Source organism: Levilactobacillus wangkuiensis, from assembly GCF_016861605.1.
Taxonomy (GTDB): domain Bacteria; phylum Bacillota; class Bacilli; order Lactobacillales; family Lactobacillaceae; genus Levilactobacillus; species Levilactobacillus wangkuiensis.
Genome location: NZ_BOLM01000021.1, coordinates 1 through 22992, shown reverse-complemented (window position 1 = coordinate 22992; position 22992 = coordinate 1). Strand labels below are relative to the sequence as shown.

The 22992-nt window shown below is 50.8% G+C and carries 19 protein-coding genes; 16 read left to right on the top strand and 3 right to left on the bottom strand.

Features of this window, described 5'->3' with window-relative positions:
- The first annotated feature begins 397 nt into the window (after positions 1-397).
- From JUF13_RS12040 to JUF13_RS12020, 5 genes are all read left to right on the top strand, one after another.
- Positions 398-1540, top strand: a complete 1143-nt coding sequence (locus JUF13_RS12040) for a baeRF6 domain-containing protein (protein ID WP_203639869.1) — start codon at positions 398-400, stop codon at positions 1538-1540.
- A gap of 183 nt (positions 1541-1723) precedes the next feature.
- Positions 1724-2083 (top strand): holo-ACP synthase, encoded by a 360-nt coding sequence (acpS, locus tag JUF13_RS12035; RefSeq protein WP_203639868.1) that lies wholly within the window; start codon positions 1724-1726, stop codon positions 2081-2083.
- A gap of 2 nt (positions 2084-2085) precedes the next feature.
- Positions 2086-3207 (top strand): alanine racemase, encoded by a 1122-nt coding sequence (gene alr / locus JUF13_RS12030; RefSeq protein WP_203639867.1) that lies wholly within the window; start codon positions 2086-2088, stop codon positions 3205-3207.
- A gap of 82 nt (positions 3208-3289) precedes the next feature.
- A complete protein-coding gene (locus JUF13_RS12025) occupies positions 3290-3523 on the top strand; it encodes a hypothetical protein (protein WP_125765507.1) in 234 nt (77 codons plus the stop codon).
- Between the two features lie 35 nt (positions 3524-3558).
- On the top strand, positions 3559-3939 hold the full coding sequence (locus JUF13_RS12020) for a type II toxin-antitoxin system PemK/MazF family toxin (RefSeq protein WP_125765508.1): 381 nt from the start codon (positions 3559-3561) through the stop codon (positions 3937-3939).
- Between the two features lie 116 nt (positions 3940-4055).
- Here JUF13_RS12020 and cbpA read toward each other — a convergent pair whose 3' ends face one another.
- The 3 genes from cbpA to JUF13_RS12005 form a co-directional block, all read right to left on the bottom strand.
- On the bottom strand, positions 4056-4697 hold the full coding sequence (gene cbpA / locus JUF13_RS12015; protein WP_048732552.1) for a cyclic di-AMP binding protein CbpA: 642 nt from the start codon (positions 4695-4697) through the stop codon (positions 4056-4058).
- A gap of 311 nt (positions 4698-5008) precedes the next feature.
- Positions 5009-6397 carry a L,D-transpeptidase family protein gene (locus tag JUF13_RS12010; protein ID WP_203639866.1) on the bottom strand — a complete coding sequence of 463 codons (1389 nt, stop codon included), beginning with the start codon at positions 6395-6397 and terminating at the stop codon, positions 5009-5011.
- A gap of 562 nt (positions 6398-6959) precedes the next feature.
- Positions 6960-7925, bottom strand: coding sequence for an L-lactate dehydrogenase (locus JUF13_RS12005; RefSeq protein ID WP_203639865.1), 966 nt, complete (start codon positions 7923-7925; stop codon positions 6960-6962).
- Positions 7926-8755: 830 nt separating this feature from the next.
- Here JUF13_RS12005 and pth point away from each other — a divergent pair.
- The 11 genes from pth to dusB all read left to right on the top strand — a co-directional run bounded on the left by pth (position 8756) and on the right by dusB (position 22487).
- Complete coding sequence (pth, locus tag JUF13_RS12000) at positions 8756-9313, top strand: aminoacyl-tRNA hydrolase (RefSeq protein ID WP_125765511.1); 558 nt, start codon at positions 8756-8758, stop codon at positions 9311-9313.
- A gap of 16 nt (positions 9314-9329) precedes the next feature.
- Positions 9330-12881 carry a transcription-repair coupling factor gene (gene mfd / locus JUF13_RS11995; protein ID WP_203639864.1) on the top strand — a complete coding sequence of 1184 codons (3552 nt, stop codon included), beginning with the start codon at positions 9330-9332 and terminating at the stop codon, positions 12879-12881.
- A 30-nt stretch (positions 12882-12911) separates the two neighbouring features.
- Positions 12912-14492 carry a polysaccharide biosynthesis protein gene (locus JUF13_RS11990; RefSeq protein ID WP_203639863.1) on the top strand — a complete coding sequence of 527 codons (1581 nt, stop codon included), beginning with the start codon at positions 12912-12914 and terminating at the stop codon, positions 14490-14492.
- Position 14493: 1 nt separating this feature from the next.
- A complete protein-coding gene (locus tag JUF13_RS11985) occupies positions 14494-14766 on the top strand; it encodes an RNA-binding S4 domain-containing protein (protein ID WP_125584007.1) in 273 nt (90 codons plus the stop codon).
- Positions 14767-15004: 238 nt separating this feature from the next.
- Positions 15005-15412, top strand: a complete 408-nt coding sequence (locus JUF13_RS11980) for an FtsB family cell division protein (protein WP_125765514.1) — start codon at positions 15005-15007, stop codon at positions 15410-15412.
- A gap of 224 nt (positions 15413-15636) precedes the next feature.
- Positions 15637-16203, top strand: a complete 567-nt coding sequence (locus tag JUF13_RS11975) for a S1 domain-containing RNA-binding protein (protein ID WP_203639862.1) — start codon at positions 15637-15639, stop codon at positions 16201-16203.
- A 72-nt stretch (positions 16204-16275) separates the two neighbouring features.
- Positions 16276-17643 carry a tRNA lysidine(34) synthetase TilS gene (gene tilS, locus JUF13_RS11970; protein ID WP_203639861.1) on the top strand — a complete coding sequence of 456 codons (1368 nt, stop codon included), beginning with the start codon at positions 16276-16278 and terminating at the stop codon, positions 17641-17643.
- Between the two features lie 16 nt (positions 17644-17659).
- Positions 17660-18202 (top strand): hypoxanthine phosphoribosyltransferase, encoded by a 543-nt coding sequence (gene hpt / locus JUF13_RS11965; RefSeq protein ID WP_125765517.1) that lies wholly within the window; start codon positions 17660-17662, stop codon positions 18200-18202.
- Between the two features lie 107 nt (positions 18203-18309).
- Positions 18310-20415, top strand: coding sequence for an ATP-dependent zinc metalloprotease FtsH (ftsH, locus tag JUF13_RS11960; RefSeq protein ID WP_203639860.1), 2106 nt, complete (start codon positions 18310-18312; stop codon positions 20413-20415).
- Between the two features lie 162 nt (positions 20416-20577).
- Positions 20578-21465 (top strand): Hsp33 family molecular chaperone HslO, encoded by an 888-nt coding sequence (gene hslO, locus JUF13_RS11955; RefSeq protein ID WP_203639859.1) that lies wholly within the window; start codon positions 20578-20580, stop codon positions 21463-21465.
- 8 nt (positions 21466-21473) lie between these two features.
- Complete coding sequence (gene dusB, locus JUF13_RS11950) at positions 21474-22487, top strand: tRNA dihydrouridine synthase DusB (protein WP_203639858.1); 1014 nt, start codon at positions 21474-21476, stop codon at positions 22485-22487.
- Positions 22488-22992 lie beyond the last annotated feature (505 nt).

The window sequence follows — 22992 nt, the reverse complement described above, 5'->3', positions numbered from 1 at the left end:
GCCCTACGTAACGCGTTTCAGAAGCTGCCAGGACTGGGATATAAGATTGGAGGAGAATGTAAAATCTGAGATAAGTTAAGTAAGCAGGGAACTAGTTGCCTGAATTTTAAACTGAAGGGGCAGCAGCAATAGGAAAGTTCGTTCACCAATCTGAAGAATTCCCCGATTTTGGTCAGACAGCCGCTAGAAAATTACTTAGATCAGACTAAATCTGAAAAAAATTTCAAAAAAATTCACCTAAAATAAAAGCCGATAAATCAACGTTCGTGCAATAAATTCACACTATAAATGTATTTTAATCAAAAACATTAGTTGCAATTTAAAATCGAACATGATATAGTTTCCTTATCGAATTGATACGACAAAACTTATGACAATAACCACGGAGGTTAATTACATGGCAAATCACTTTGACTTACACGCTGCACTGACGCTCGCCACTCAGCCCGGGCCATTCGTTACCATGACTCTACCGGTTACGGGTGTTCCGGCCACTGACCGCACCCAATTCAAGAGTTTGCTTAAACAAGGGAAGGAACGGTTGCTTGCCGTTGCACCTGACAGAACGTGGTCGGCTTACGCGGATGCATTTGATCCCTTTGACCACGGTCCGTTGACTAACGGGAGTGCGAGTGGTCTGCTGATCATGGCGGGGGCCACGGATAGTTATCATTACTGGCTCCACTCACCAGTGTCGGCAACGGTCACGGTGACTTACCAGCCCAACGTTCTGCCCATTTTACAGGCCCGGGACAAGACCAGTGACTACGACCTGCTTCTCCTGGGACAGAAGTCCTTTGAGTTAGCGCAGGTGCGGAGTGGGCGACCGGAACTGGTCAATCTGCCCGTTGATGCCCCAGCAACCATGAATCACGCACTAGGGACTGAGCAACGCGAACGGGGCCGTTGGCAACGGTCAGCGGGCGAGCACACCCATTACAGTGGGACGGGCTCCCTCGATACGGCCAAGGCCGCCGACTTGCGGAATTACTACATGATGGTTGACAGCTACGTGAGCCAACACTATTCCAATCTGGATCAGGTGCCGTTGATCTTAGTGGCGAGTGCCAGTGATCAGGGGAACTTCCGGAAAATTTCGCAAAATGCGTATCTGGATCCCGCGGTCCGATTGGTGCAAAATCCCAACTTAGCGGCGGCGAACCAGACCTTAGCGGCATTGACACTCAGCGTGACTGAGCAACGGCACGTGCAGGCCACCCAGATTCGCCACGACGCGTATCAACAAGCGCGGCAGGGTGAACAGGTCGTGTCAGACTTGGGGGCCCTCGCGACCGCCACGGTTCAGGGGCAAGTGCTCCGACTATGGCTGCGTGAGGATGCCAGTCAACCTGGGCACCTGACGGAAAAGGGTGAGGTCTTAACCACGACCGCCCTGAGCCGGCAAAATAACTTGTACAACGATTTAGCCCTCTTGGTTAGCCGTTTAGGCGGCCAAGTAGAGGTTCTTCCGGCAGATGCCATGCCGACCCGGAGCCCCGTAGCTGCGCAACTGCGGTTACGTGCGGCGGTGTTACACTAAAATACGACATAACATAGTTCATCAAGGAGAGCGGACAGAGAGACGCTTTCCTTTTTTACATACTTAAAGGTCGAAATGTTTCTGCAATTAAGTTAAGATTCGGCTTAACCGGTTAAGTTGTGGGGGTCAATGAGGGGGTGCTGTGCTAAAATATAACGTAGACATTATAGGAGAGGTGACGCCATGATTTACGGAACCGGCATTGATATTACGGACTTAGCCCGGGTCAAAGACGTGGTCGCGCGACAGCCGTTGTTTCTGAACAAAGTCTTAACGGCTGCCGAGTTGCAGGCGTATCAACGGTTGAGTGGTCAACGAGCGGTAGAATACATTGCCGGTCGGTGGTCAGCTAAGGAGTCTTACAGTAAAGCCATGGGGACCGGAATCGGGGCCGCTGTGGGGTTCCAAGACGTTGAGATTCTGGACAACGCTGCTGGGCAACCAATCGTGGTTCGTCATCCATTCGGGGGAGTCGCTCACGTGTCCATTTCACATACGGCCACGCTGGTGATGACTCAGGTCATCTTAGAAAGAGGGAACTAGTCATGGTAGTTGGGGTTCATCGGCCGACGCAGTTAGTGATTGATCGGCAGGCTTTAAGAGAAAATATTCACGCGGCGGTTTCACGGTTAGCGGACGGCTGTGTCCTGTTCATGGTCGTTAAGGCAAATGGCTACGGTCACGGAGCAGTTCAGGTGGCGCAAGCGGCTAAGGATGCGGGGGCCACGGGCTTTTGTGTGGCCATTTTAGATGAAGCGTTAGAGTTACGGGCCGCCGGGTTCAACGAGCCAATTCTGGTGTTAGGGGTCAGTGATCCCGCTGATGCGCCATTGATGGCGACGCAACGAATCTCGGCGACCGTTGCCGCACAGGATTGGCTGGTCGAAGCTAACGAGTACCTGACGTTGGCCCACCCGGCCCAACCATTGCGAGTTCACTTAGGCTTGGATACCGGGATGGGGCGGATCGGTTTCAAGACCCCAACCTCATTGCAATCAGCGGTGGCTTATCTAAATGACAACGATACCCTTGATTTTGAAGGAATATTCACGCACTTCTCGACGGCTGACAGTGCAGATGACCGTTACTTTAAGCAACAAGTCACAACCTGGAAAACACTGACGGGCGCCTTGGACCACATGCCGCGCTACGTTCATGTGTCAAATTCGGCAACCAGTCTCTGGCATGCGGAATGCAATGCCAACATGGTTCGGTTTGGGGTGGCTGGTTACGGCCTGAATCCTTCGGGAACGGCTGTTGAACTGCCGTATACCTTACACCCAGCGATGAGTTTAACCAGTGAACTGGTCCACGTAAAAAAGGTTGCGGCCGGTGAGTCTGTGGGCTATGGCGCGACCTATACGGCCAGCCAAGCCGAATGGGTCGGCACGGTGCCGATTGGGTATGCCGATGGCTACGAACGCCGGTTACAAGGCTTTCACGTGCTAATTGACGGCCAGCCTTGTGAAATTATTGGTCGGGTCTGCATGGACCAACTAATGGTGCGTTTACCCGCTGAATATCAACGCGGAACCCAAGTCACGCTAGTCGGTCGTGATGGTGACGAGACCATTAGTCTTCAGGACGTGGCGGACTATTGTGGGACGATTCATTACGAAATTGCTTGCGGTTTCACGAGTCGGTTGCCGCGGTGTTACCGTCATTAATTTACGGTGTTATTGTGTCCTGAATTGCCGATTCGTGGTAAACTAGATGAGACGAAGTGATTAACTTGAGGAGGGGCAATTCATGGCTCAGTCACAACAATTAAATCAACCACAATTACGACTCCACATTACCCGCAATGCGCGGCATGAAGCACTGATTCCACTGCATTCGGCGGCAGCACGCAAGTTAGCTTTGATTGTTGGATACCAAGCGATGGCTCTGATCAACCGGGATTTAGCCCGGGCCTTTACACCCTGTGAAGAGGAAGCCGAACGGCGGTTAACCCAGTTTCGTAGAACCGAGATCAAGAATTAAGAACTAAAATCTAATCAGATAGGGGATGGCGGCCCATGGCCCGTGTTGAAGTCAAACGCGGTGACGTTTTCTTCGCCGACCTATCACCAGTCGTTGGTTCGGAGCAAGGTGGCATGCGCCCCGTGTTAATCATCCAAAACAACGTGGGGAACCACTATAGTCCGACCGTAATCGTGGCGGCAATCACCGCTCGGATCGAGAAACCAAAGATGCCAACACACGTGGGCATCTCGGCTGAACGAACCGGAATTGAGCGGGATTCCGTCATTTTGCTTGAGCAAATTCGGACAATTGATAAACAACGGTTGAAAGACCAGGTGACCCATTTGGATGTCAAGACCATGGCGGCAGTAGATGCTGCCCTTGCAACGAGTATCGGCTTGGTGGACAAGGCGCGTAAGAAAAAAGCGAAGTAGATTTAGTACATAGCAGTCATGCACGTCAAAAAACGGTCACGCACAGTTGGTTTGTGGGTGACCGTTTTTTCGTGTAAAAAATAGACCCACCGGCAAATGCCGCGGGTCTAAAAGAGCTAGTTTTCGTGACGCAGATCTTCAATTTCAGGAACGTGGAATTCTTTGCGTTCCAGTGCTTTGACAATCCGATCAAGCTTTTCTTCGTCAACTTCAGCGGGAAGAGTGAACATGGTCCGGTGAACCAGTTCGCCTTCCTGGGCGTCCAGGCTGATGACACTGGCAATTGACGTGTACTTGGTGATGATTTTGGCCATCCCAGCCAAGTCACCACGTTCACCGGCTGAAACGACGGTGATCACGTAACTACCAATGTTCACGTTCCAGGATTGTGACAGCATGTCCATCAACCGGGTATGCGTCAAGATACCATAGAAGGCATTCTTGTCGTCTAACACCGCGATGTAAGGCAGGTCCTTGATGGAGAAGAACACGTTGAAGAAGGCCGCGTTAACGGAAATAAACTTCGTGGCATTTTTCAGCAGTGATGTCACTGGGAGCTGCATGTCGCCGCCGCGAGACTTGTGGCGATAGATATGCATTTTGTAGATGTTCCCCCGGAAAATTTGCCCCGTTTCATCTAGAATCGGCACACATCGATAGCCCGAGTCTTCCAAGACCTTTAAGGCTTGTTCCAAGGTGACGTCCTCGCGAACCGTAACTAAGCGTTCTTTCGGTTTCACTAGGGATTTAAGCAGCATAGCAGATGACCTCCTAAAATTAGAAACTTCTAATAATCTCTTCTAATAATACCATATTTCACCCGCCAACGGGTAGCAATTTTCGGGGAATTTCGTGGTAAAATAAAAGAAAGCGTGGTTAAGGAGGGTGGACTCGTGAAGAATACAGATGATCCCGATAACAAGCCAATTATCACGAAGAAGTGGCTTTACTGGACCCTAGCGGCCTTCGTGGCGATCTTGGTCTTGTTGGCTATCGGCATGATTTTCTAAACGACCAAATAAAAAGTTGCGTCACCGTTAAGGGTGAACGCAACTTTTTTAGATTTCCATTAGAAGACCAGAACGGGGGTCCCGACCTTCACGTTCGCAAAGACGGACGCAATCTTGGAAGGTGGCGTGTTCACACAGCCGTGTGAGCCGTGTGCCTTGTACCAGGTCCCACCGTACTGTGGTTGCCATGGCGAATCATGAATCCCGACACCGGTATCATCGATTGGCATCCAGTACTTAACCTTGGATGCGTAACTGGAACCGTTATCGTTTTGACCTCGTAATGTGGTGTTCCGTTGCTTACTCCAGATGACCCAAGCTCCATCAGGCGTATGGTGCGCCGTGGTTGGTAATCCGGTTACAACGTCAGTAGAAACGACGACTTTTCCATTTTTATAAACCCACATGTGCTGATTGACTTTATCAACTTCAACGTAAGACTTGCCAATGTCTGTGCCGTTATTGTGGTAGCCGCTCCCTTGAATAGCAGGGGTGCGATCCATGCCTTTACCGGCCAGAACCAGTTTGCTAAGCGCTGGCGTCTCGGTTTTCACCTTGATGCTCCAGCCATACAGACCGGCAGGAACTTTAACCGTTCCGCGCTTAGTGGACTTAAATGTCCGTGTCTTATGAATGGTACCATATTTTGTACTTAACTTAGTCAGGTAAGTCTTGATGGCAGCGTCATCCGTTGCCAACTGACCGCCCTTAAAGGTGACCCAGCTAGCTAACGTTTCGCTAGGGACCGTGATCTTGTGACCACTGAGCTTGTAGACGTAAGTTTGTTGGGTGATGGCCGTGGCCTTGGTCTTAGCCGCCTTAAATGATGCAGAAGTGGTCGTGACCTTAGGCTGAATGTAATCGCCGGCAACGTTGATTGTCGTCGATCCCTGTTCAATGGCCGTCGTGATGGACTTGGCTAACTTGTCAGTGTCCAGTTGATTACCCTTTTGTTCCTTGGTCACAGCCCAAGAACCATCTTGGTAACTGAACGTGGCGTCCTTAGCAGCCGTCCGCGTCTTGTTCGCTTTGGTCGCAATCTTAGTGGCCAAAGTTTGGACACTTTCTTGATTCTCGTCACTGGCGTTGAGCGCAATGCTATCTGCCGTGGCGGTCGTCACGTGAACGGGCCAGCTCCAAACGTTTTGTTTACTGATGAGCTGCTTGAGGGCCGACTGTGACGTGACCTTCAAGTCGACCTGGTTCGTTTTGATCGTGGTGACGGTCTTGCTGCCGTCTTTTAACGTGTACTGCTGATCCTTCAGAGCCGCTTTTAACTTGGTGGCCGCTTGGCTCGCCGTGCTCCCACCGACGTTGACGCCGGCAATCTCAGTGTCCTTGAAGAAGACCTGAGCTGAAGAATAGTGTAAGGCTTGTCCCACGTAAATGGCACCGACCGCTACAGCAGCGGTAACGATGCCAATCACGAAGGCGTTTTTCTTTTTCATAGGTGTGACCTCCTAAAATAGCCAGTGGAGGAAAAGTCGTCATGCTTAACTATCACCAATAGCATACCCCAAGCTTACTTCAAACTACCTTAAATCGCAACGTAGAAGCATTAATGTTAACGGTTACATTACTTTCATATCAGCATCTAAAAGAATTAAAAAAATTTCAGGCGTGGTTATTCCGGGCGGTTGACCATTAATTGATTAATAGACCACAGTCACAGATTGACGATTTTTAAAGGTAAGGGTGCCCTAAATAAAATTGGGTGAGTCCATTGCAACTAACTTAATTGTGTACATCTAGTCTTGAACACTAGATAAACGCCGATTTAACGGGATTCTTCTTCGTAATGAATTAAAATAGTCAGTGAGTAAATCGTCAAGGAACAATTGAGGCATTATTTTGACCTAATCATTGTACACGCATGCGCTTATGCAAAAGCCACGGCAGACCGCGTTAAGCCAATCTCAGCTTTTGCCAGCATGGGTGGCGTCAAAAAAATGGGTACAAAAAAATCGCCGCTCCGCAAGGGAACGACGATTCGAAAATTTAAGCTAAAGCTTAGCCTTCAAGAGCAGCTAAACCATCAGCAGTAACCTTCTTCAAGGTAGCAGCTGACTTAGCCATCAAGTCTTTTTCTTTGTCTGAAAGTGGGACTTCGATAACCTTTTCAATACCCTTAGCGTTGATGATTGCAGGAGTACCGATGAAGATATCGTCCAAACCATATTCACCGTTCAATGGGGCACCAACAGGCAATACGGCGTTTTCGTCACGCAGAACAGCCTTAGTGATCCGCATCAAGCAGGTAGCAACACCATAGAAGGTTGCGCCCTTACGGTTGATGATTTCGTAAGCTTTGTTACGAGTGTCGTCTTCGATCTTAGCTAAGTCGTCATCTGAGATGCCGTGTTCCTTAGCAATGGTCTTCAATGGCTTTGAACCGATAGTAGCTTCGTCGTAAGCGGCGAATTCGGAGTCACCATGTTCACCCATGATGTAAGCTTCAACGTTCCGTGGGTCAACATCCAGCTTGTTAGCCAGAGCAACGCGCAGACGAGAAGTGTCCAATGAAGTCCCGGAACCGATGATCTTTTCCTTAGGGAAACCAGAGAACTTCCAAGTAGCGTAAGTTAAAATGTCAACTGGGTTAGCAGCGATAATGAAGATTCCGTCGAAGCCGGAATCAACAACTGGCTTAACAACAGCCTTGATAATCTTAAGGTTCTTGTTAACCAAGTCCAAACGAGTTTCGCCTGGCTTTTGTGCGGCACCGGCAGTGATAACAACAACGTCTGCATCTTTGCAGTCGGAGTAGTCACCAGAGTATACGTTCTTAGGTGCGGTGAAGACTTGTGCATCTTCAAGGTCAAGAGCGTCTCCTTCAGTCCGTTCCTTAACAACGTCCACAATAGCTAATTCTTCTGCTAATCCTTGGTTTACCATTGAGTAGGCGAATGCTGAACCAACAGCACCGTCCCCAACTAAAACAACTTTTTGATGAGTCTTAGTAGTCAAATTCTTCATCTCCAAATAAGTATTTTGACATCAAGGTACGCAATAATACCCGTGAGTTAGTATACCATGTTAAAAGGATGAAAGCCATTGCGTGAGCCAAAATTTTGTGAAAAATATCATTTATCTTTTCAGTGACTGACCAATTTGTGGAAAAGCACTCGTGAATTTGGGCAAAGGAGTGGGGGAGATGACCCGTGTAAAGTACTGGTAAATCCCGGTATAGCGATATTTGTATTTAAGATGCTGGCTGATTGCTTGACTGAGCAATCCTTACGTGAATAACGCAACCAGCCACTCGACCAATGCGTTAAAGAATAGCCGGTCTGCCGCCGGTGACAGCGAAAAACTTTCACAAGCTCGTTAAACTGGCGTGGTCGTGAATCGTGAAAGCGCCTGAAAACTTTCACATGGAAAACGGGTAAAAACGGTCACACTGGAATTTCGCGCGATTTAATGAAGGAAAATAAATGTGAAAGTTTACCGAAACGGGGGCGAGACGGTTAGTGTTTCACCGGACCTAGCGGCAGTGATTGTGCCGGGGCATTTTCGGGTGAACGGGGCCGGTCACTGAGAGACTAGAGAAAGCGAGATTAACGGGGGAGTGGTCACCTATCGTGAACAAGATAATCGATCACTGGCAGTCTCGTCAGGCGTGGCGTGGTAAACCGTTGCGAAACCGGGCTGGATGCGTGAAGTTCAGGGGGGACTATGCTATACTGACAGATGGTAAGTTTGACACAAAAAGATAACCTGAGCGGCTGAACGGGGAGCAATGGCTCCCGTCCAGCTCTTTTGTCTCTAGCTCGGAATACACAGCTTTAAGGGAGAAAATTTTAAAAATGAAAATGATTGTTGGTTTAGGAAACATTGGTCCCCAGTATGATGGTACGCGGCACAACACCGGTTTCATGGTTGTCGACGCCTTTGCCAAGGAACACGGCATTGACCTGACGACGCGGAAGATGGACGCCAAGTACGGCAGCGGTATGGTTAACGGTGAAAAAGTGTTAGTCGTTAAGCCCACGACGTTCATGAATGAATCTGGCCGGGCCGTTCATCCCATCATGAACTACTTTAAGATCGACGTGGCAGACATCATCGTGGTCCACGACGACATGGATCTGCCATTGGGCCGAATTCGCTTACGGGATCACGGCTCTGCTGGGGGTCACAACGGCATCAAGAGCATCATCGCCCACGTCTCGACCGAAAAATTTGCCCGGTTACGGGTCGGTATCGCCCATCCCGAACAACACACCGTGGTTGACTATGTCTTGGGTAAATTTACCAAGGACCAACAACCCCTCTTCAACCAGGCAACGGATAAGGCTGTTGCAGCATTGGACGACTGGTTAAAGGGAACCGAATTTACTCAGTTGATGAACCTGTACAACTAGGATAGGAAGTTATCGCGTGAATTTAGAAGCATTTATGACGCAGACGACGCAGTTTAAAGACATTAAGCGGACGTTAGCGCCCGGTCAACGCCAACTGGTGACCGGACTTAACGGTTCTGCCGAGACTTTATTCATCGCCAGCCTGCTCCATGATCAACAACGATCAATCGTCTACGTGACGGATACGCTCTATCACGCGGGCCAACTCGTCGATGACCTGGCGAACCTGCTCAGGGACGACGAGTTATTTGAATTTCCAGTAGAAGAGTTATTGGCGGCGGAAGTGGCGACCAGCTCGCCCGAGTACCGGTCATCACGGATCGATGCCTTACGGGCCCTGCAGAGCGACCATCCCGTCGTGATTGTGACGGCGCTGTCCGGACTTCGACGGTTCTTACCGGCACCAGCCAACTTCGCGGCGGCTCGGTTTACCGTTAAGGTCGGCGACGACTTTGACCTGGAAGACCTGCAACAACGGTTGTTTGCTATGGGTTATGCCCACCAGAAATTGGTGGCTGGCCCCGGGGACTTCGCCGTGCGGGGGTCCATCGTGGACATTTACCCGCTGGCGGCCGATTATCCGGTTCGACTGGACTTCTTTGATACCGAGGTCGATTCGCTCCGTTACTTTGACCCGGCGACCCAACGCAGTATCGAAAATGCTGAGACGGTTGAAGTCTTGCCCGCGACCGATTTCATTTTAACGGCGGCGGAACGGACGGCGGGTGCGGCAGCCCTGACGGCGGAACTGACCAAGCAGGCTGGTAAATTGGCAGCGGATGCGGCCACGAGTCTGACGAATCAGGTCCAACCGCTGATCGATGGCCTGAAAAAAGGGTCCGTCGATCCCCAGCTAATGGAGTTTGCGGATTATTTATTCCCAGAACACAATCAATTGCTGGACTACTTACCGGCTGATGGATTGGCGTTGTTCGGGGACTATTCGCGTTTACAGGACGCCGAACGGCAATTATTAGAGGATGAAGCCAATTGGGCCACCGATAAGTTGAGCCACCACCAGATTTTTGCACAACAGATTTTTGGCGGCGAACTGCGCCCCATTGTGAAGGAAGATAAACACGCGCAGCTGATGCTGGCCCTGTTCCAGAAGGGGATGGGGAGCTTGCGGTTCCAAGCCATCACCAACATCACGACCCGCGCCATGCAACAGTTCTTTGGGCAACTCCCCGTGATGAAAACGGAAATCGACCGCTGGCAGAAGCAAAACCAGACGGTCGTGCTCCTGGTTCAAGACGAGGAACGGTTGGAAAAGATTGAACAAACGTTGGACGATTTTGAAATCAAGGTCGTCTTGACTAAGTCTGCCAACCTCCAGCCTAATCTGACCCAACTGGTGCCCGAGCGGTTGCGCACCGGGTTTGAACTGCCCGAGGCCAACCTGGTGATCATCACGGAAGCCGAAATGTTCCAGAAAATCACGAAGAAACGAGCCCGGCGGCAGACTATGGCGAACGCCGAACGGCTGAAGAGTTATACCGACTTGAAGCCCGGCGATTACGTCGTGCACGTCAACCACGGGATTGGGAAGTTCATCGGGATGCAGACGCTGACAGTCGATGGGGTCCATCAGGACTACATGACCATCGATTACCAGGACAACGCGCAGTTGTTTATTCCGGTCACCCAGTTAAATCTGATTCAAAAGTACGTTTCCTCAGAAGACAAGAAGCCTCGTATCAACAAACTGGGCGGCTCCGAGTGGGCCAAGACCAAGCGAAAAGTCGCGGCTAAAATTGAGGATATTGCGGACGAGCTGGTCGACCTCTATGCCAAGCGGGCGGCTGAAAAGGGTTTTGCCTTCCCCGTCGATGACAGTCTGCAGACGGACTTTGAAAACGATTTTCCGTATGCCGAAACGCCTGACCAACTCCGGACCATTGAAGAGGTCAAGCACGACATGGAAAAACCCCGGCCAATGGATCGCTTACTAGTCGGTGACGTGGGTTACGGGAAGACCGAAGTCGCCTTGCGGGCGGCCTTTAAGGCGGTCGAAGCGGGCAAACAAGTGGCCTTCCTGGTCCCAACAACCATTTTGGCGCAACAGCATTACGACACCATGGTCAGTCGATTCGAGGGTTATCCGATTAATGTCGAAATGTTTTCGCGGTTCCGGACGACCAAGCAGATCCACCAGTCCATCAAGGATTTGGAGAGCGGTCAGCTGGATATCGTGGTGGGCACTCACCGGTTGCTCTCACAGGACGTGAAGTTTAAGAATCTAGGCCTGGTCCTGGTCGATGAGGAACAGCGATTTGGGGTTAAGCATAAGGAACGATTGAAGGAATTAAAGGCCAACGTGGACGTCTTAACGCTGACGGCGACCCCCATCCCCCGGACGCTCCACATGTCCATGCTGGGTGTGCGGGACCTATCAGTGATCGAAACGCCACCGGCCAACCGGTTCCCGATTCAGACCTACGTGATGGAACAAAACGCGGGTGCGATTCAGGACGGGATTCGCCGGGAAATGCAACGGGGCGGCCAAGTCTTCTACCTGCACAACCGGGTGGATGACATTGAAAAGACGGTCGGTCAGGTGCAATCCCTGGTCCCAGAAGCCCGGGTTGGCTACATTCACGGGAAGATGACGGAGGCCCAGCTTGAAGGGGTCCTCTTTGACTTTCTGCGAGGGGAGTACGACGTGCTGGTCACGACGACCATCATCGAAACCGGGATTGATATTCCTAACGCCAACACGTTATTCGTCGAAAATGCGGACCGGATGGGTCTGTCACAGCTGTACCAGTTGCGGGGCCGAATTGGCCGGAGCAACCGGGTGGCTTACGCCTACTTCACGTACAAGCCAAATAAGGTCTTGACCGAGGTCAGTGAAAAGCGGCTGGAGGCCATCAAGGACTTCACCGAATTGGGTTCCGGTTTCAAGATTGCGATGCGGGACCTATCTATTCGTGGTGCCGGTAATTTGCTTGGTAAGCAACAACATGGCTTCATCAATTCCGTCGGGTATGACTTATACACGCAAATGTTAAGTGAAGCCGTTGCGAAGAAGCGTGGGCAGCAAACGCAGCCGAAGACCGATACCACGGTCGAACTGGGTGTTGAGGCTTACCTGCCCAGCGACTACATCGAAGACGAACAACAGAAGATTGAAATGTACAAACGCATTCGCCAATTGGAGAATGACGATGAGGTCAGTGAGATTCAAGCGGACCTCATCGACCGGTTCGGGGACTACCCGGACGCCGTCAGTCAACTGCTGACGATTGGTCAATTGAAACTGGCGGCGGATTTAGCCTTAGTCGATAAGATTCGCCGCGTCAACGGGGATGTTTTTGTCACGATTTCTAAGCGTGGGACCAATATTCTGGGCGGTGAGGATGTCTTCAAGGCCTTAGCAGCTACGGATCTGAAGGCGACGGTCGGCATTACCGATGACCGCCTCCACGTGAAGTTAGTCATCCAACCGAAGATGACGGTCAACGACTGGTTGCCGCAGGTGCAACAGTTCATGGCGGCCCTCAGAGACATTGTGGAAGTCACCACGAAACCAAAGGCGGACGACAAAGAACCCAAAGAACAGGCTTAAGACGTCTGACTTTGGGCAGGAGGAGGAACCATGGGCAAACGCAACGTAAATACGACCTTGCAGGGTGCCCTGATTCTCTCGGTAGCGGCGTTCATTACGAAGCTACTGAGTGCGGTCTACCGGGTTCCCTTTCAAAACATGGTCGGCAACACCGGGTTCTACGTGTATCAACAGGTTTATCCCCTGTACGGCATTGGCATGACCTTTGCCCTGAGTGGATTGCCCGTCTTTATTTCCAAACTAATTGCGGAGGCACCCGACCTGCCCAGTCAGCAGGCCGTGGCCCGGCAAGTCTATCGCTGGGTGTGGGCGCTGGCACTGGTGCTCTTCGGCGGCCTGATGGTGGGCGCGCCTGGTATTGCCCGAGCAATGGGGGATGCCCAACTAGCGCCACTGATTCGGATGGTGGCGTGGATGTTCCTATTAATGCCAGAGCTTTCGGTCGGCCGGGGCTACCACCAAGGCCAGTTTCGAATGCTCCCCACCGCGCGGTCACAGGTGGTCGAGCAACTGGTTCGAGTCGTTGTGATTCTAGTGGCCGCCGGCTGGGCAGTGACCCATGACTGGTCCGTTTACCGGATGGGCATGTGGGCGCTGAGTGGGGGCACGATTGCGGCCGTGGCAGCGTTAGTTGTGCTACCACGGTGGCGGCAACCCGAGATTCGGACTGGCTGGCGTCTGCCACACTTGGGGCGACGGCTACTGATCGAGGGGGGGACGCTCTGTCTCCTCACGGCCATGATGGTCCTGCTACAACTGGTCGATTCATTTACGGTTAAAAATGGCCTGGTGGCCGGTGGCATGGCCGATGCAGCCGCCAAAAGTCTGAAAGGGGTCTACGACCGGGCCCAACCGTTAGTCCAATTGGGCCTGGTGGTGGCGGTCGCCTTTGCCACGTCACTGTTACCGGCGCTGAGCGAGGCGCAACATCAGCAGCGGCCCAAGGCGTTTAAACGCCTGACGACGACCATGATGCGCATCGCTTTAATGATTGCAACGGCGGCGACCGCGGGGCTGATCAGTCTGATGCCGTGGATCAACCGGCTCCTCTTTGGCAACATCACGGGGAGCTGGATGCTGGGCGTTTACATGATGAGCATTATCCTGGCAACGCTGATTCAGACCTACAACAGTGTGCTACAGAGTCAGAATAGCTATCGGCTCACGGTCGTGGCGTTGGTTGCCGGCCTTGTGGTGAAGGCAGTCGCCAATCACTGGGCCGTGGTCAACTTCGGCGCGAGTGGCGCCAGTTGGCTGACGGTCATTAGCCTGGGCGTGACGTTCCTGGTGATCTGGTACGGCTCGGCCGTCACGCTGCGAACCGGTATCTGGACGCGCAACTACATTCGCACCTTGCTAGGCTGTACCATCTTGATGGTAGCTGGGGTAAAAGTTGCCGTGGTGGTCCTGGAGCATTGGTGGCCAGTCTTGGCGACGGGGCGGTTAGCAGCCGGCGTGGGTCTCTTGATCACCATTCCCATTGGGGTGGCCATCTTCTTGGGCCTGGCGCTCAGTTGGCAGTTACTCAGTGTGCGGGAATGGTTAGCGATTCCGCATGCAGAAACAGTTTTACGATTATGGCAGAAACTTAGCCAACACGGAGGAAAATAATATGCGATTAGATAAATATTTGAAAGTTTCTCGAATCATCAAGCGGCGGTCAGTGGCTAAGGAAATTGCTGACAAGGGCCGGATTGAAATCAACGGGAAGGTTGCCAAGTCTTCGACTGAAGTGGCCCCTAAGGATGAATTGGTCATTAAGTTTGGGAACAAGACGTTGACGGTTCAAGTCGATGAACTCTTGGAAACTACGAAGAAGGACGACGCCGAACGGATGTACACCATCGTGAAGGAAGAGTACGCCCAAGATTTTCGGCAAGAATAATTAGCGACCGAAAAGGTATTCGTTGTGGTGGGGTAAGTTAGGTTGCTGACCTACCAGACGTCATTGGGAAGTCGGAGATAGCGAATGTGATTATTAGGCGCTTTCTTCGGGTCAACACCGCGAATTTAAGCGACTAATGTGACGAATGTTTTACAATATGCTTAACTAGCTAGACGTCTAAATTGAAACTTGCTATACTCAAGTTAAATCATCTGGTGAACATGGAGGAGTGAGTGGCATGGCTGACGCGAAACCGACGGCAAAAATTAAACGGCTAGACAATGACTATACGCGAAAGATTCAGCATCAGCAGGCGGTGCAGCACCATACCCGTTGGCTGGGTCATCGGCGCGTGCGGCGGGCTGCTCGAATCCTAGTGGTCTTCGCAGTCTTCGCGATTATTTTAGGTGTCCAATTGATTCGGACCCACGCGAGTCTGCATCAGGTCAATCAACAGGTAGCAACGAGTGAGCGGACCTTGACCAAGACCAAGGCCAAGAACGCAGACCTCAAGCAAGAGATCAAACAGTTGAACGATAAAGACTATTTGGCCCAGTTGATTCGGTCTAAGTACTACTATTCTAAGTCGGGCGAAACGATTTATAGTTTGCCTGGCGATCACGCTAGCGATGTGACAGCTAAATAATCAATTAAAATCCGGCGGTTCGCTTTCATGAGAACTGTCGGATTTTTTGCTAGTCAGGGAAATCATTCGCGTCAGTGACTAATTAGCTTGAAAGTTAATTTAACAGGCTTTGGCTGGGGATGGCGAGTTGGTCAAAGGACTTTATTTTTTTCATGTCGACGTGTGGGATTGGGAAGAATTGTGTTATACTGAAAGCACTTATTTTAAGGAGGAACTTCTTGTTTATGGCAATCGAGGTTGGAGCTAAAGTTACCGGAAAGGTCTCCGGAATTACGAACTTTGGTGCATTTGTTGATTTAGGTGACCACAAGACCGGGCTGGTGCACATTAGTGAAATTTCTGACGGGTACGTTAAGGACATCCATGACGTCTTATCCGTTGGTGACGAAGTAACGGTTAAGGTATTGACCGTGGGCGATGACGGCAAGATTGGTTTGTCGATTCGTAAGGCCACGGATCATCCAGAGTCAGAGCGGCCACATCACAGCCACAATGACCATCATGACAGTCATCACGATAACAATAATCGTGGCGGCAACCATGAGTTCCACGGCAACGGTGGTAATCATGGCGGGGAAAGCAACGGCCATGGCCGTCGGTTTGAAAATAACGGTCCCCGGCCACATCACAGTTCAGCTAATGGCCGCTTCTCGGGTCATCACTCGGCTAAACATGAAGAAAGCTTCGACGACTTGATGTCAGGGTTCTTGAAGCAAAGTGAGGACCGTTTGGCAACGATTAAACGTAATACTGAAGGCAAACGGGGCGGTCGTGGTGGCCGGCGTAGCTAAATGTCTTTAATCAGGACCGCATTCGTGCGGCCCTTTTTCTTAACAAAGGTAACGTGAAACGGGGGCATGGCAGTGACACTGGCAACAGATTTTCAGCAGAATTTTCAAGCACAGGGATGGGCTGATTCCCAGCAACGGGGGCTAGTGGCCGTGTCGACTGGTGTCGATTCCATGGTTCTGCTGAGCCTCCTGTTAGGCTTGCCGGCGGACCAGCAGCCCGCACTGACCGTGGTTCACGTCAACCATCACTTGCGCGAACAAAGCCAAACGGAGGCAGTCTTCCTGGAACGCTGGTGTGCGGCGCATCACGTGCCGCTGGTCAAGACTGACTGGCCAGCTGACCAGCATCCGGCACACGGGATTGAAGCGGCGGCTCGGCAGTTTCGCTACCATTTTTTTGCGGAACAGATGACCCAACAGGGCGCTGCTTGGGTTGCTACGGCCCATCAAGCCGATGAGCAGGCGGAAACCCTGCTATTGAAGCTCATCCGGGGCGGTGATCTGACCCAATTGACGGGGATGGCGTCCAGCCGCCCGTTGGCTTCGGGACAGGTGATTCATCCGCTGCTGCCATTTACCAAGGCGCAGCTGGTGGCGTACGCGCGGCAACGCCAGATCCCCTGGTATGAGGACCAGACGAACCAGGAACTGGTGGCTAGTCGTAACCGGGTGCGCCACGAGATACTGCCGCAACTCAAGCGGGAGAATCCCCAGGTCGTTTCGCACTTGCTAGCGTACGCTGAGCAGTTGCAGGCGACGTTGGCGGTGGCGGAACGAGCCTTGGCGACGACACTTCAGGATATCGTGGTGGCGGCAACGCCCCTGACCGGGGATGGCGCCAAATTGTTAGCCCGGCCGGTGGCGGAGCAGCGGCTGTTACTGAGTCGATTTATTAAGCGAGTTGCACCGGCAGAATCGACCATTGAGTCGCGCATCACCCAGTGCTTACAGCTGTTAGCCAACTCCCAACGGCCGACGGGAACGGTGTCGTTTGCGGGTGGTTGGGCCTTTTATAAAGACTATGAAAGGTTTCAATTTTTACCAATAAAAAATTTACAGCAAAAATCCGTGGAACATTTTAGATTTATGGTAGACTTAAACCAATGGCGGCCAGTTGGTAACGGCTGGCAACTCGGTTGCTTCACGGCAAGCCGCCTTCAGGAACACACTCCCCATACGACCGTGGCGTTGACGGCGAATCAATTACCGTTAATGGTTCGACCGTGGCAGGCCGATGATCAGGTGCGACTCGCAACCGGTCATCATCAAGCAGTCCGGCGCGTTTTAATCAACGCAAAGGTGCCCCGCGACCAGCGACCTGCCCAGCAGGTCTTGGTCACGGCAACGGGAGATCTCCTGGCGGTGCTTGGCGTGAAGTGGTCGGTTTGGCCACCACGACCGCACACAAAAAACTATCATATTGTTTGGAAGCATGAATAGGCGAAAGGGGAACAGCATGAATAACGATATTTTGAAGGTCCTATATAGTGAAGAAGACATTGCCGCAGCCTGCAAACGGTTGGGCACCCAACTCTCCGAGGATTACAAAGACAAGACGCCCTTAATTATCTGTGTGTTAAAGGGGGCTATCTTGTTCATGACCGATGTGATTCGCGACATGGATATTTACGCGACCATTGATTTTATCGATGTTTCTAGTTACAACGGGGGCACGGCCTCTTCTGGGACCATCAAGTTACTCAAGGACCTGGATACCGACGTCTCAGGTCGTGATATTTTGTTAGTTGAAGACATTATCGATACTGGCCGGACACTGAAGTACTTGGAAGACCTGTTAAAGGACCGGAATGCCAAGTCCATCAAGGTCTGCACGCTGATGGATAAGCCTAGTGGCCGCGTGGTTGAAGCGAAGGCAGATTACGTTGGATTTAACGTTCCCAGTGAGTTCGTAGTTGGCTATGGTTTGGACTACGAAGAAAAGTACCGGAACCTTCCGTACGTGGGTGTTTTGAAGCCCTCAGTTTATTCAGATAAATAATTAGTCAATGATAGTCAATTGTGATAACATCTTATTTAGTAAAAGGGCATGAGCCCTAAATTTCGTTCCTATCTTAATGCTGGGAACTGTGAGTAAGGAGGCACGACATGAATAATCGACGAAATGGGCTGTTCCGTAATAGTCTATTTTACATTGTGATCTTCTTGTTGGTCATTGGTGTTGTTTACCTATTCAACGGTAACAACAACAGCTCACAATCCCAAGAAATCCAATCGAGTCAGTTCGTTAAAGATTTAAATGCGAATAAGATCAAGAATTTCTCCATTCAACCTTCCGGGGGAGTTTACAAGATTACCGGTGAGTATCGGAACGCGCAAAAGCGCTCAACCAATACCGGCTTCAGTCTTGGCGGTTCTCAAAGCACCGCTGTGACGGGCTTCACCACGCAAGTCTTAACGAATAACTCGACGGTTTCCGAGATTGACAAGACCGCCAAGAATCACAACGTAAAGGTCAACACCAAAGCAGAAGAGTCGAGTGGTTTCTGGATTAACTTGTTAGTCTATGCAGCACCACTGGTTATCTTCATCTTCTTCTTCTACATGATGATGGGTCAAGCCGGCCAAGGCGGCGGCAATGGCCGAGTCATGAACTTTGGTAAGAGTAAGGCCAAACCAGCCGATAGCAAAGAGAACAAGGTTCGCTTCGCTGACGTTGCTGGTGAGGAGGAGGAAAAGCAAGAACTTGTCGAAGTTGTTGAGTTCTTGAAGAATCCACGTAAGTTTGTTTCATTAGGTGCCCGGATACCATCTGGTGTCTTGCTGGAGGGTCCTCCTGGTACTGGTAAGACGTTGCTGGCGAAGGCCGTTGCTGGTGAAGCAGCGGTACCATTCTTCTCGATTTCTGGTTCAGATTTCGTGGAAATGTTCGTCGGTGTCGGGGCTAGTCGTGTGCGGGATCTCTTTGAACAGGCCAAGAAGGCTGCTCCTTCCATCATCTTCATTGATGAAATCGATGCGGTTGGTCGTCAACGGGGTGCCGGCATGGGCGGTGGCCACGATGAACGTGAACAAACGTTGAACCAATTGCTGGTTGAAATGGACGGGTTTACTGGGAGTGAAGGCGTCATCGTGATGGCTGCGACCAACCGTTCTGACGTCTTGGATCCCGCTTTACTGCGGCCAGGTCGTTTTGACCGGAAGATCTTAGTTGGTCGGCCAGACGTTAAGGGTCGTGAAGCGATTCTGAAGGTTCACGCCAAGAACAAGCCATTAGCTAACGACGTTGATTTGAAAGAAATTTCTAAGCAAACCCCTGGCTTTGTCGGGGCCGACTTGGAAAACCTCTTGAACGAAGCTGCCTTATTAGCCGCACGGCGGAATAAGACTCAGATTGACGCTTCTGATTTAGATGAAGCCGAAGACCGAGTCATCGCTGGACCAGCTAAGAAGGACCGGGTCATCAGTCCTGAAGAACGGAAGACTGTTGCTTACCATGAAGCCGGACATACCATTGTCGGGTTAGTGTTAAACGATGCGCGAGTCGTTCACAAGGTCACGATTGTCCCTCGTGGTCGTGCCGGCGGGTATGCAATTATGCTCCCACGGGAAGATCAAATGCTGATGTCCAAGAAGGATGCCATGGAACAGATTGCCGGGTTAATGGGTGGTCGGACGGCTGAAGAGTTAATCTTCCACTCCGAATCATCTGGGGCCTCCAATGACTTTGAACAGGCAACACAAATTGCCCGTTCCATGGTTACCCAGTATGGGATGAGTGACGCCTTGGGGACCGTTGCACTGGAAAGTGCTGGCGGCCAACCATTCGCTGGTGCGGGTTACCCTGGCCAACCAAGTTACTCTGAACACACCGCTAGTTTAATTGATACTGAAGTTCGCCGAATCATCGGAGAGGCCCACGAGACTGCTCGGAAGATTTTGGAAGAACATAAAGCAGAACACAAGATTATTGCGGATGCCTTGCTGAAATACGAAACGCTGGACGAAAAGCAAATCCTCAGCTTGTTTAACACTGGGAAGATGCCTGAAAAGGACGGCAATAACGAATTTCCAAGCGAAAAGGCGGCAACGTTTGAAGAATCTAAGCGCGAATTAGAACGGCGCGAAGCAGAACGGCAAGCTTCTACGGAAGCCAAGTTAGCTTCGTCCGCTGCAAGTAGTGAGTCTTCACAGGCTAACTCAGCAGCTAGTTCGGCAGCCGATGATCCAAAGGATACCGACGATTCCGAATAGTCACGTTAGGGGAGCGAGATCACGGATCTCGCTCCTTTTGCTGTCTCCAAAGATAGGAGATAGGGAATAGAGACTGCTCCCCGAAAAGGCTTCTATTTGCAAAAAATGTGGTTTCTGGTAATGTAGGGCATGATGAATTGAACGAAAGGACGTTTTAAACGTATGGCAGATTATTTAGTAAAAAGCTTAATTGATGATGGGATGTTCCGGGCCTACGTGGTGGATGCCACGGAGACGGTCGCTGAAGCCCAGCAACGACATGACACCTGGAGCGCCGCAACGGCAGCCTTAGGGCGGACCCTGATTGGGACCATGTTACTCTCAACTTCTCTATTAAAGGGTGAGGAAAGCTTAACGGTCAAGGTCAACGGTCATGGCCCAGTTGGGGCTATCGTGGCTGATGGCAATGCTAACGGAACGGTTAAGGGCTACCTGCAGTACCCTCATATCAGTTTACCGTTAAATGAAAAACATAAAATTGATGTAAAGAAGGCCGTTGGGGTCAATGGGATGCTGACGGTGACTAAGGACCAAGGACTCGGTCAACCCTATACCGGTCAAGTGCCTTTGATCTCTGGCGAGTTGGGTGAAGACTTTACCTATTACTTGGCCAAATCGGAACAGATTCCGAGTGCCGTTGGGGTCTCAGTTTTCGTTCAACCGAACAACACGGTTAAGGTTGCCGGTGGGTTCATGATTCAAACCATGCCAGGTGCTTCCGATGAAGCCATCTCCCGGTTGGAACAACGCCTAAAGGAAATGCCAATGGTTTCTGAATTACTCTTGGATGGTCAAACCCCCGAAGAGATTCTACAACTGTTGTTCAAGGATGAAAAAATCAAAATCTTGCAGAAGATGCCAGTTAGCTTTAAGTGTGATTGCTCTAAGGACCGTTTTGCCAAGTCTTTGGCATCCATCCAACCCGATGCGCTCCAAGAAATGATCGATCAAGATCACGGCGCCGAAGCCGTTTGTCATTTCTGTGGGACGAAGTATGAATACTCCGAGGATGATCTGCGGACAATTCTCGCGCAAGCTCAAGCAAAGTAGGCTGGGCCATGACGTGGAAAATCGGTGATGTAGAAATTCCTAATCGGGTCGTTGTGGCGCCCATGGCAGGGGTGACCAATGTCGCCTTTCGCCAAATTTGTAAAGAGTTCGGTGCAGGCCTGGTGGAATGCGAAATGATTTCGGGTCAGGGCATCCATTACCATAATCAGCGAACCCTCCATATGATGGCGATCGATCCCAGAGAGCATCCAATGAGCATTCAAATCTTTGGGGGCACGCAGGAGACACTGGTGCAGGCTGCCCAGTACGTCGATCAAGAGACGCCAGCCGATATTATCGACATTAATATGGGGTGCCCGGTCAATAAGGTCGTCAGTACGGATGCCGGGGCTAAATGGTTACTGGACCCGCAGAAGGTTCACGACATGGTGGCTGCAGTTGTCGCGGCCGTTAAAAAGCCCGTCACGGTAAAAATGCGCACGGGCTGGGATGATCACCATATTTTAGCGGTCGAAAATGCATTGGCTGCCGAGAGCGCCGGGGCATCAGCGGTCGCTATGCATGGACGTACCCGGAAGCAGATGTATCAGGGCCAAGCGGATTGGGATATCTTGGCCCAGGTTGCCCAGCACCTGTCGATTCCATTTATGGGAAACGGGGATGTGCGGACACCCCAGGATGCGAAACGCATGTTAGATGAAGTTGGGGCGGATGCCGTGATGATTGGTCGGGCCGTTGAAGGTAACCCGTGGTTGCTACGCCGCGTGAATCATTATTTAGCGACGGGGGAACTTTTACCGGAGCCCACGGCGGCAGAGAAAGTTGCGACGGCGGAAGAACACCTGCATAAGCTATGTGTGGCCAAGGGACCAGAAGAGGGGCCACGAGATTTTCGTAACCAAGTGGCCTATTATCTAAAGGGCATTCCGCACGCTGCACGGACCAAGGTCGCTTTGACGGATGCCACCGATGAAAACGTGATGGTCGACATCTTGGAACAGTTTTTAGCTAAGATGGCAACGCGTCGTCAGCGGACATCGGTTAAGCGGTTTGCTGAGTAGGTGAACCGACCGTCAGACTAATTTTAGAGAACTCAGATTAATTTCTGGGTTCTTTTTTGTTTTTCTTGATAAATTCCCTTGACCGAAGTGCAGATAATTGATAAGATATTACCTGTTGCTGATTTGGCAATGCTCATGCATAAATAACAGATTCTTGAATAGTTAATCAGGATTTGAAATTAGTGCTTGACGAGTTAAATCGTAACTGATAAAATAGTTAATGTTGTCAAGGCGTGCTAATCAGATTGAATTTGATTTTTCGAGTATTGAATAAATATTCAGAGAGTTGAAAAAAGATGTTGACACGATTTAGACGACATGATATACTTTAAAAGTTGTCACGGAGCGATTGCTTCTCGATGATAACTGGTAGACCTTTGAAAACTGAACATTGTTTCGACAAACCAAATATGTGTAGGGCGGTTTGATACTTGGTATCAAACCCAAACAATATTTGCGAAGTCAATTCGCTTTTATAACAAATAAAGTAACAACAATCGATGAG

Excerpts from the sequence above, each read along its gene's own strand:
- JUF13_RS12040 (WP_203639869.1), top strand. The coding sequence starts at position 398 with ATGGCAAATCACTTTGACTTACACGCTGCACTGACGCTCGCCACTCAG.
- acpS (WP_203639868.1), top strand. The coding sequence starts at position 1,724 with ATGATTTACGGAACCGGCATTGATATTACGGACTTAGCCCGGGTCAAA.
- alr (WP_203639867.1), top strand. The coding sequence starts at position 2,086 with ATGGTAGTTGGGGTTCATCGGCCGACGCAGTTAGTGATTGATCGGCAG.
- JUF13_RS12025 (WP_125765507.1), top strand. The coding sequence starts at position 3,290 with ATGGCTCAGTCACAACAATTAAATCAACCACAATTACGACTCCACATT.
- JUF13_RS12020 (WP_125765508.1), top strand. The coding sequence starts at position 3,559 with ATGGCCCGTGTTGAAGTCAAACGCGGTGACGTTTTCTTCGCCGACCTA.
- cbpA (WP_048732552.1), bottom strand. The coding sequence starts at position 4,697 with ATGCTGCTTAAATCCCTAGTGAAACCGAAAGAACGCTTAGTTACGGTT.
- JUF13_RS12010 (WP_203639866.1), bottom strand. The coding sequence starts at position 6,397 with ATGAAAAAGAAAAACGCCTTCGTGATTGGCATCGTTACCGCTGCTGTA.
- JUF13_RS12005 (WP_203639865.1), bottom strand. The coding sequence starts at position 7,925 with ATGAAGAATTTGACTACTAAGACTCATCAAAAAGTTGTTTTAGTTGGG.
- pth (WP_125765511.1), top strand. The coding sequence starts at position 8,756 with ATGAAAATGATTGTTGGTTTAGGAAACATTGGTCCCCAGTATGATGGT.
- JUF13_RS11990 (WP_203639863.1), top strand. The coding sequence starts at position 12,912 with ATGGGCAAACGCAACGTAAATACGACCTTGCAGGGTGCCCTGATTCTC.
- JUF13_RS11985 (WP_125584007.1), top strand. The coding sequence starts at position 14,494 with ATGCGATTAGATAAATATTTGAAAGTTTCTCGAATCATCAAGCGGCGG.
- JUF13_RS11980 (WP_125765514.1), top strand. The coding sequence starts at position 15,005 with ATGGCTGACGCGAAACCGACGGCAAAAATTAAACGGCTAGACAATGAC.
- JUF13_RS11975 (WP_203639862.1), top strand. The coding sequence starts at position 15,637 with ATGGCAATCGAGGTTGGAGCTAAAGTTACCGGAAAGGTCTCCGGAATT.
- hpt (WP_125765517.1), top strand. The coding sequence starts at position 17,660 with ATGAATAACGATATTTTGAAGGTCCTATATAGTGAAGAAGACATTGCC.
- ftsH (WP_203639860.1), top strand. The coding sequence starts at position 18,310 with ATGAATAATCGACGAAATGGGCTGTTCCGTAATAGTCTATTTTACATT.
- hslO (WP_203639859.1), top strand. The coding sequence starts at position 20,578 with ATGGCAGATTATTTAGTAAAAAGCTTAATTGATGATGGGATGTTCCGG.
- dusB (WP_203639858.1), top strand. The coding sequence starts at position 21,474 with ATGACGTGGAAAATCGGTGATGTAGAAATTCCTAATCGGGTCGTTGTG.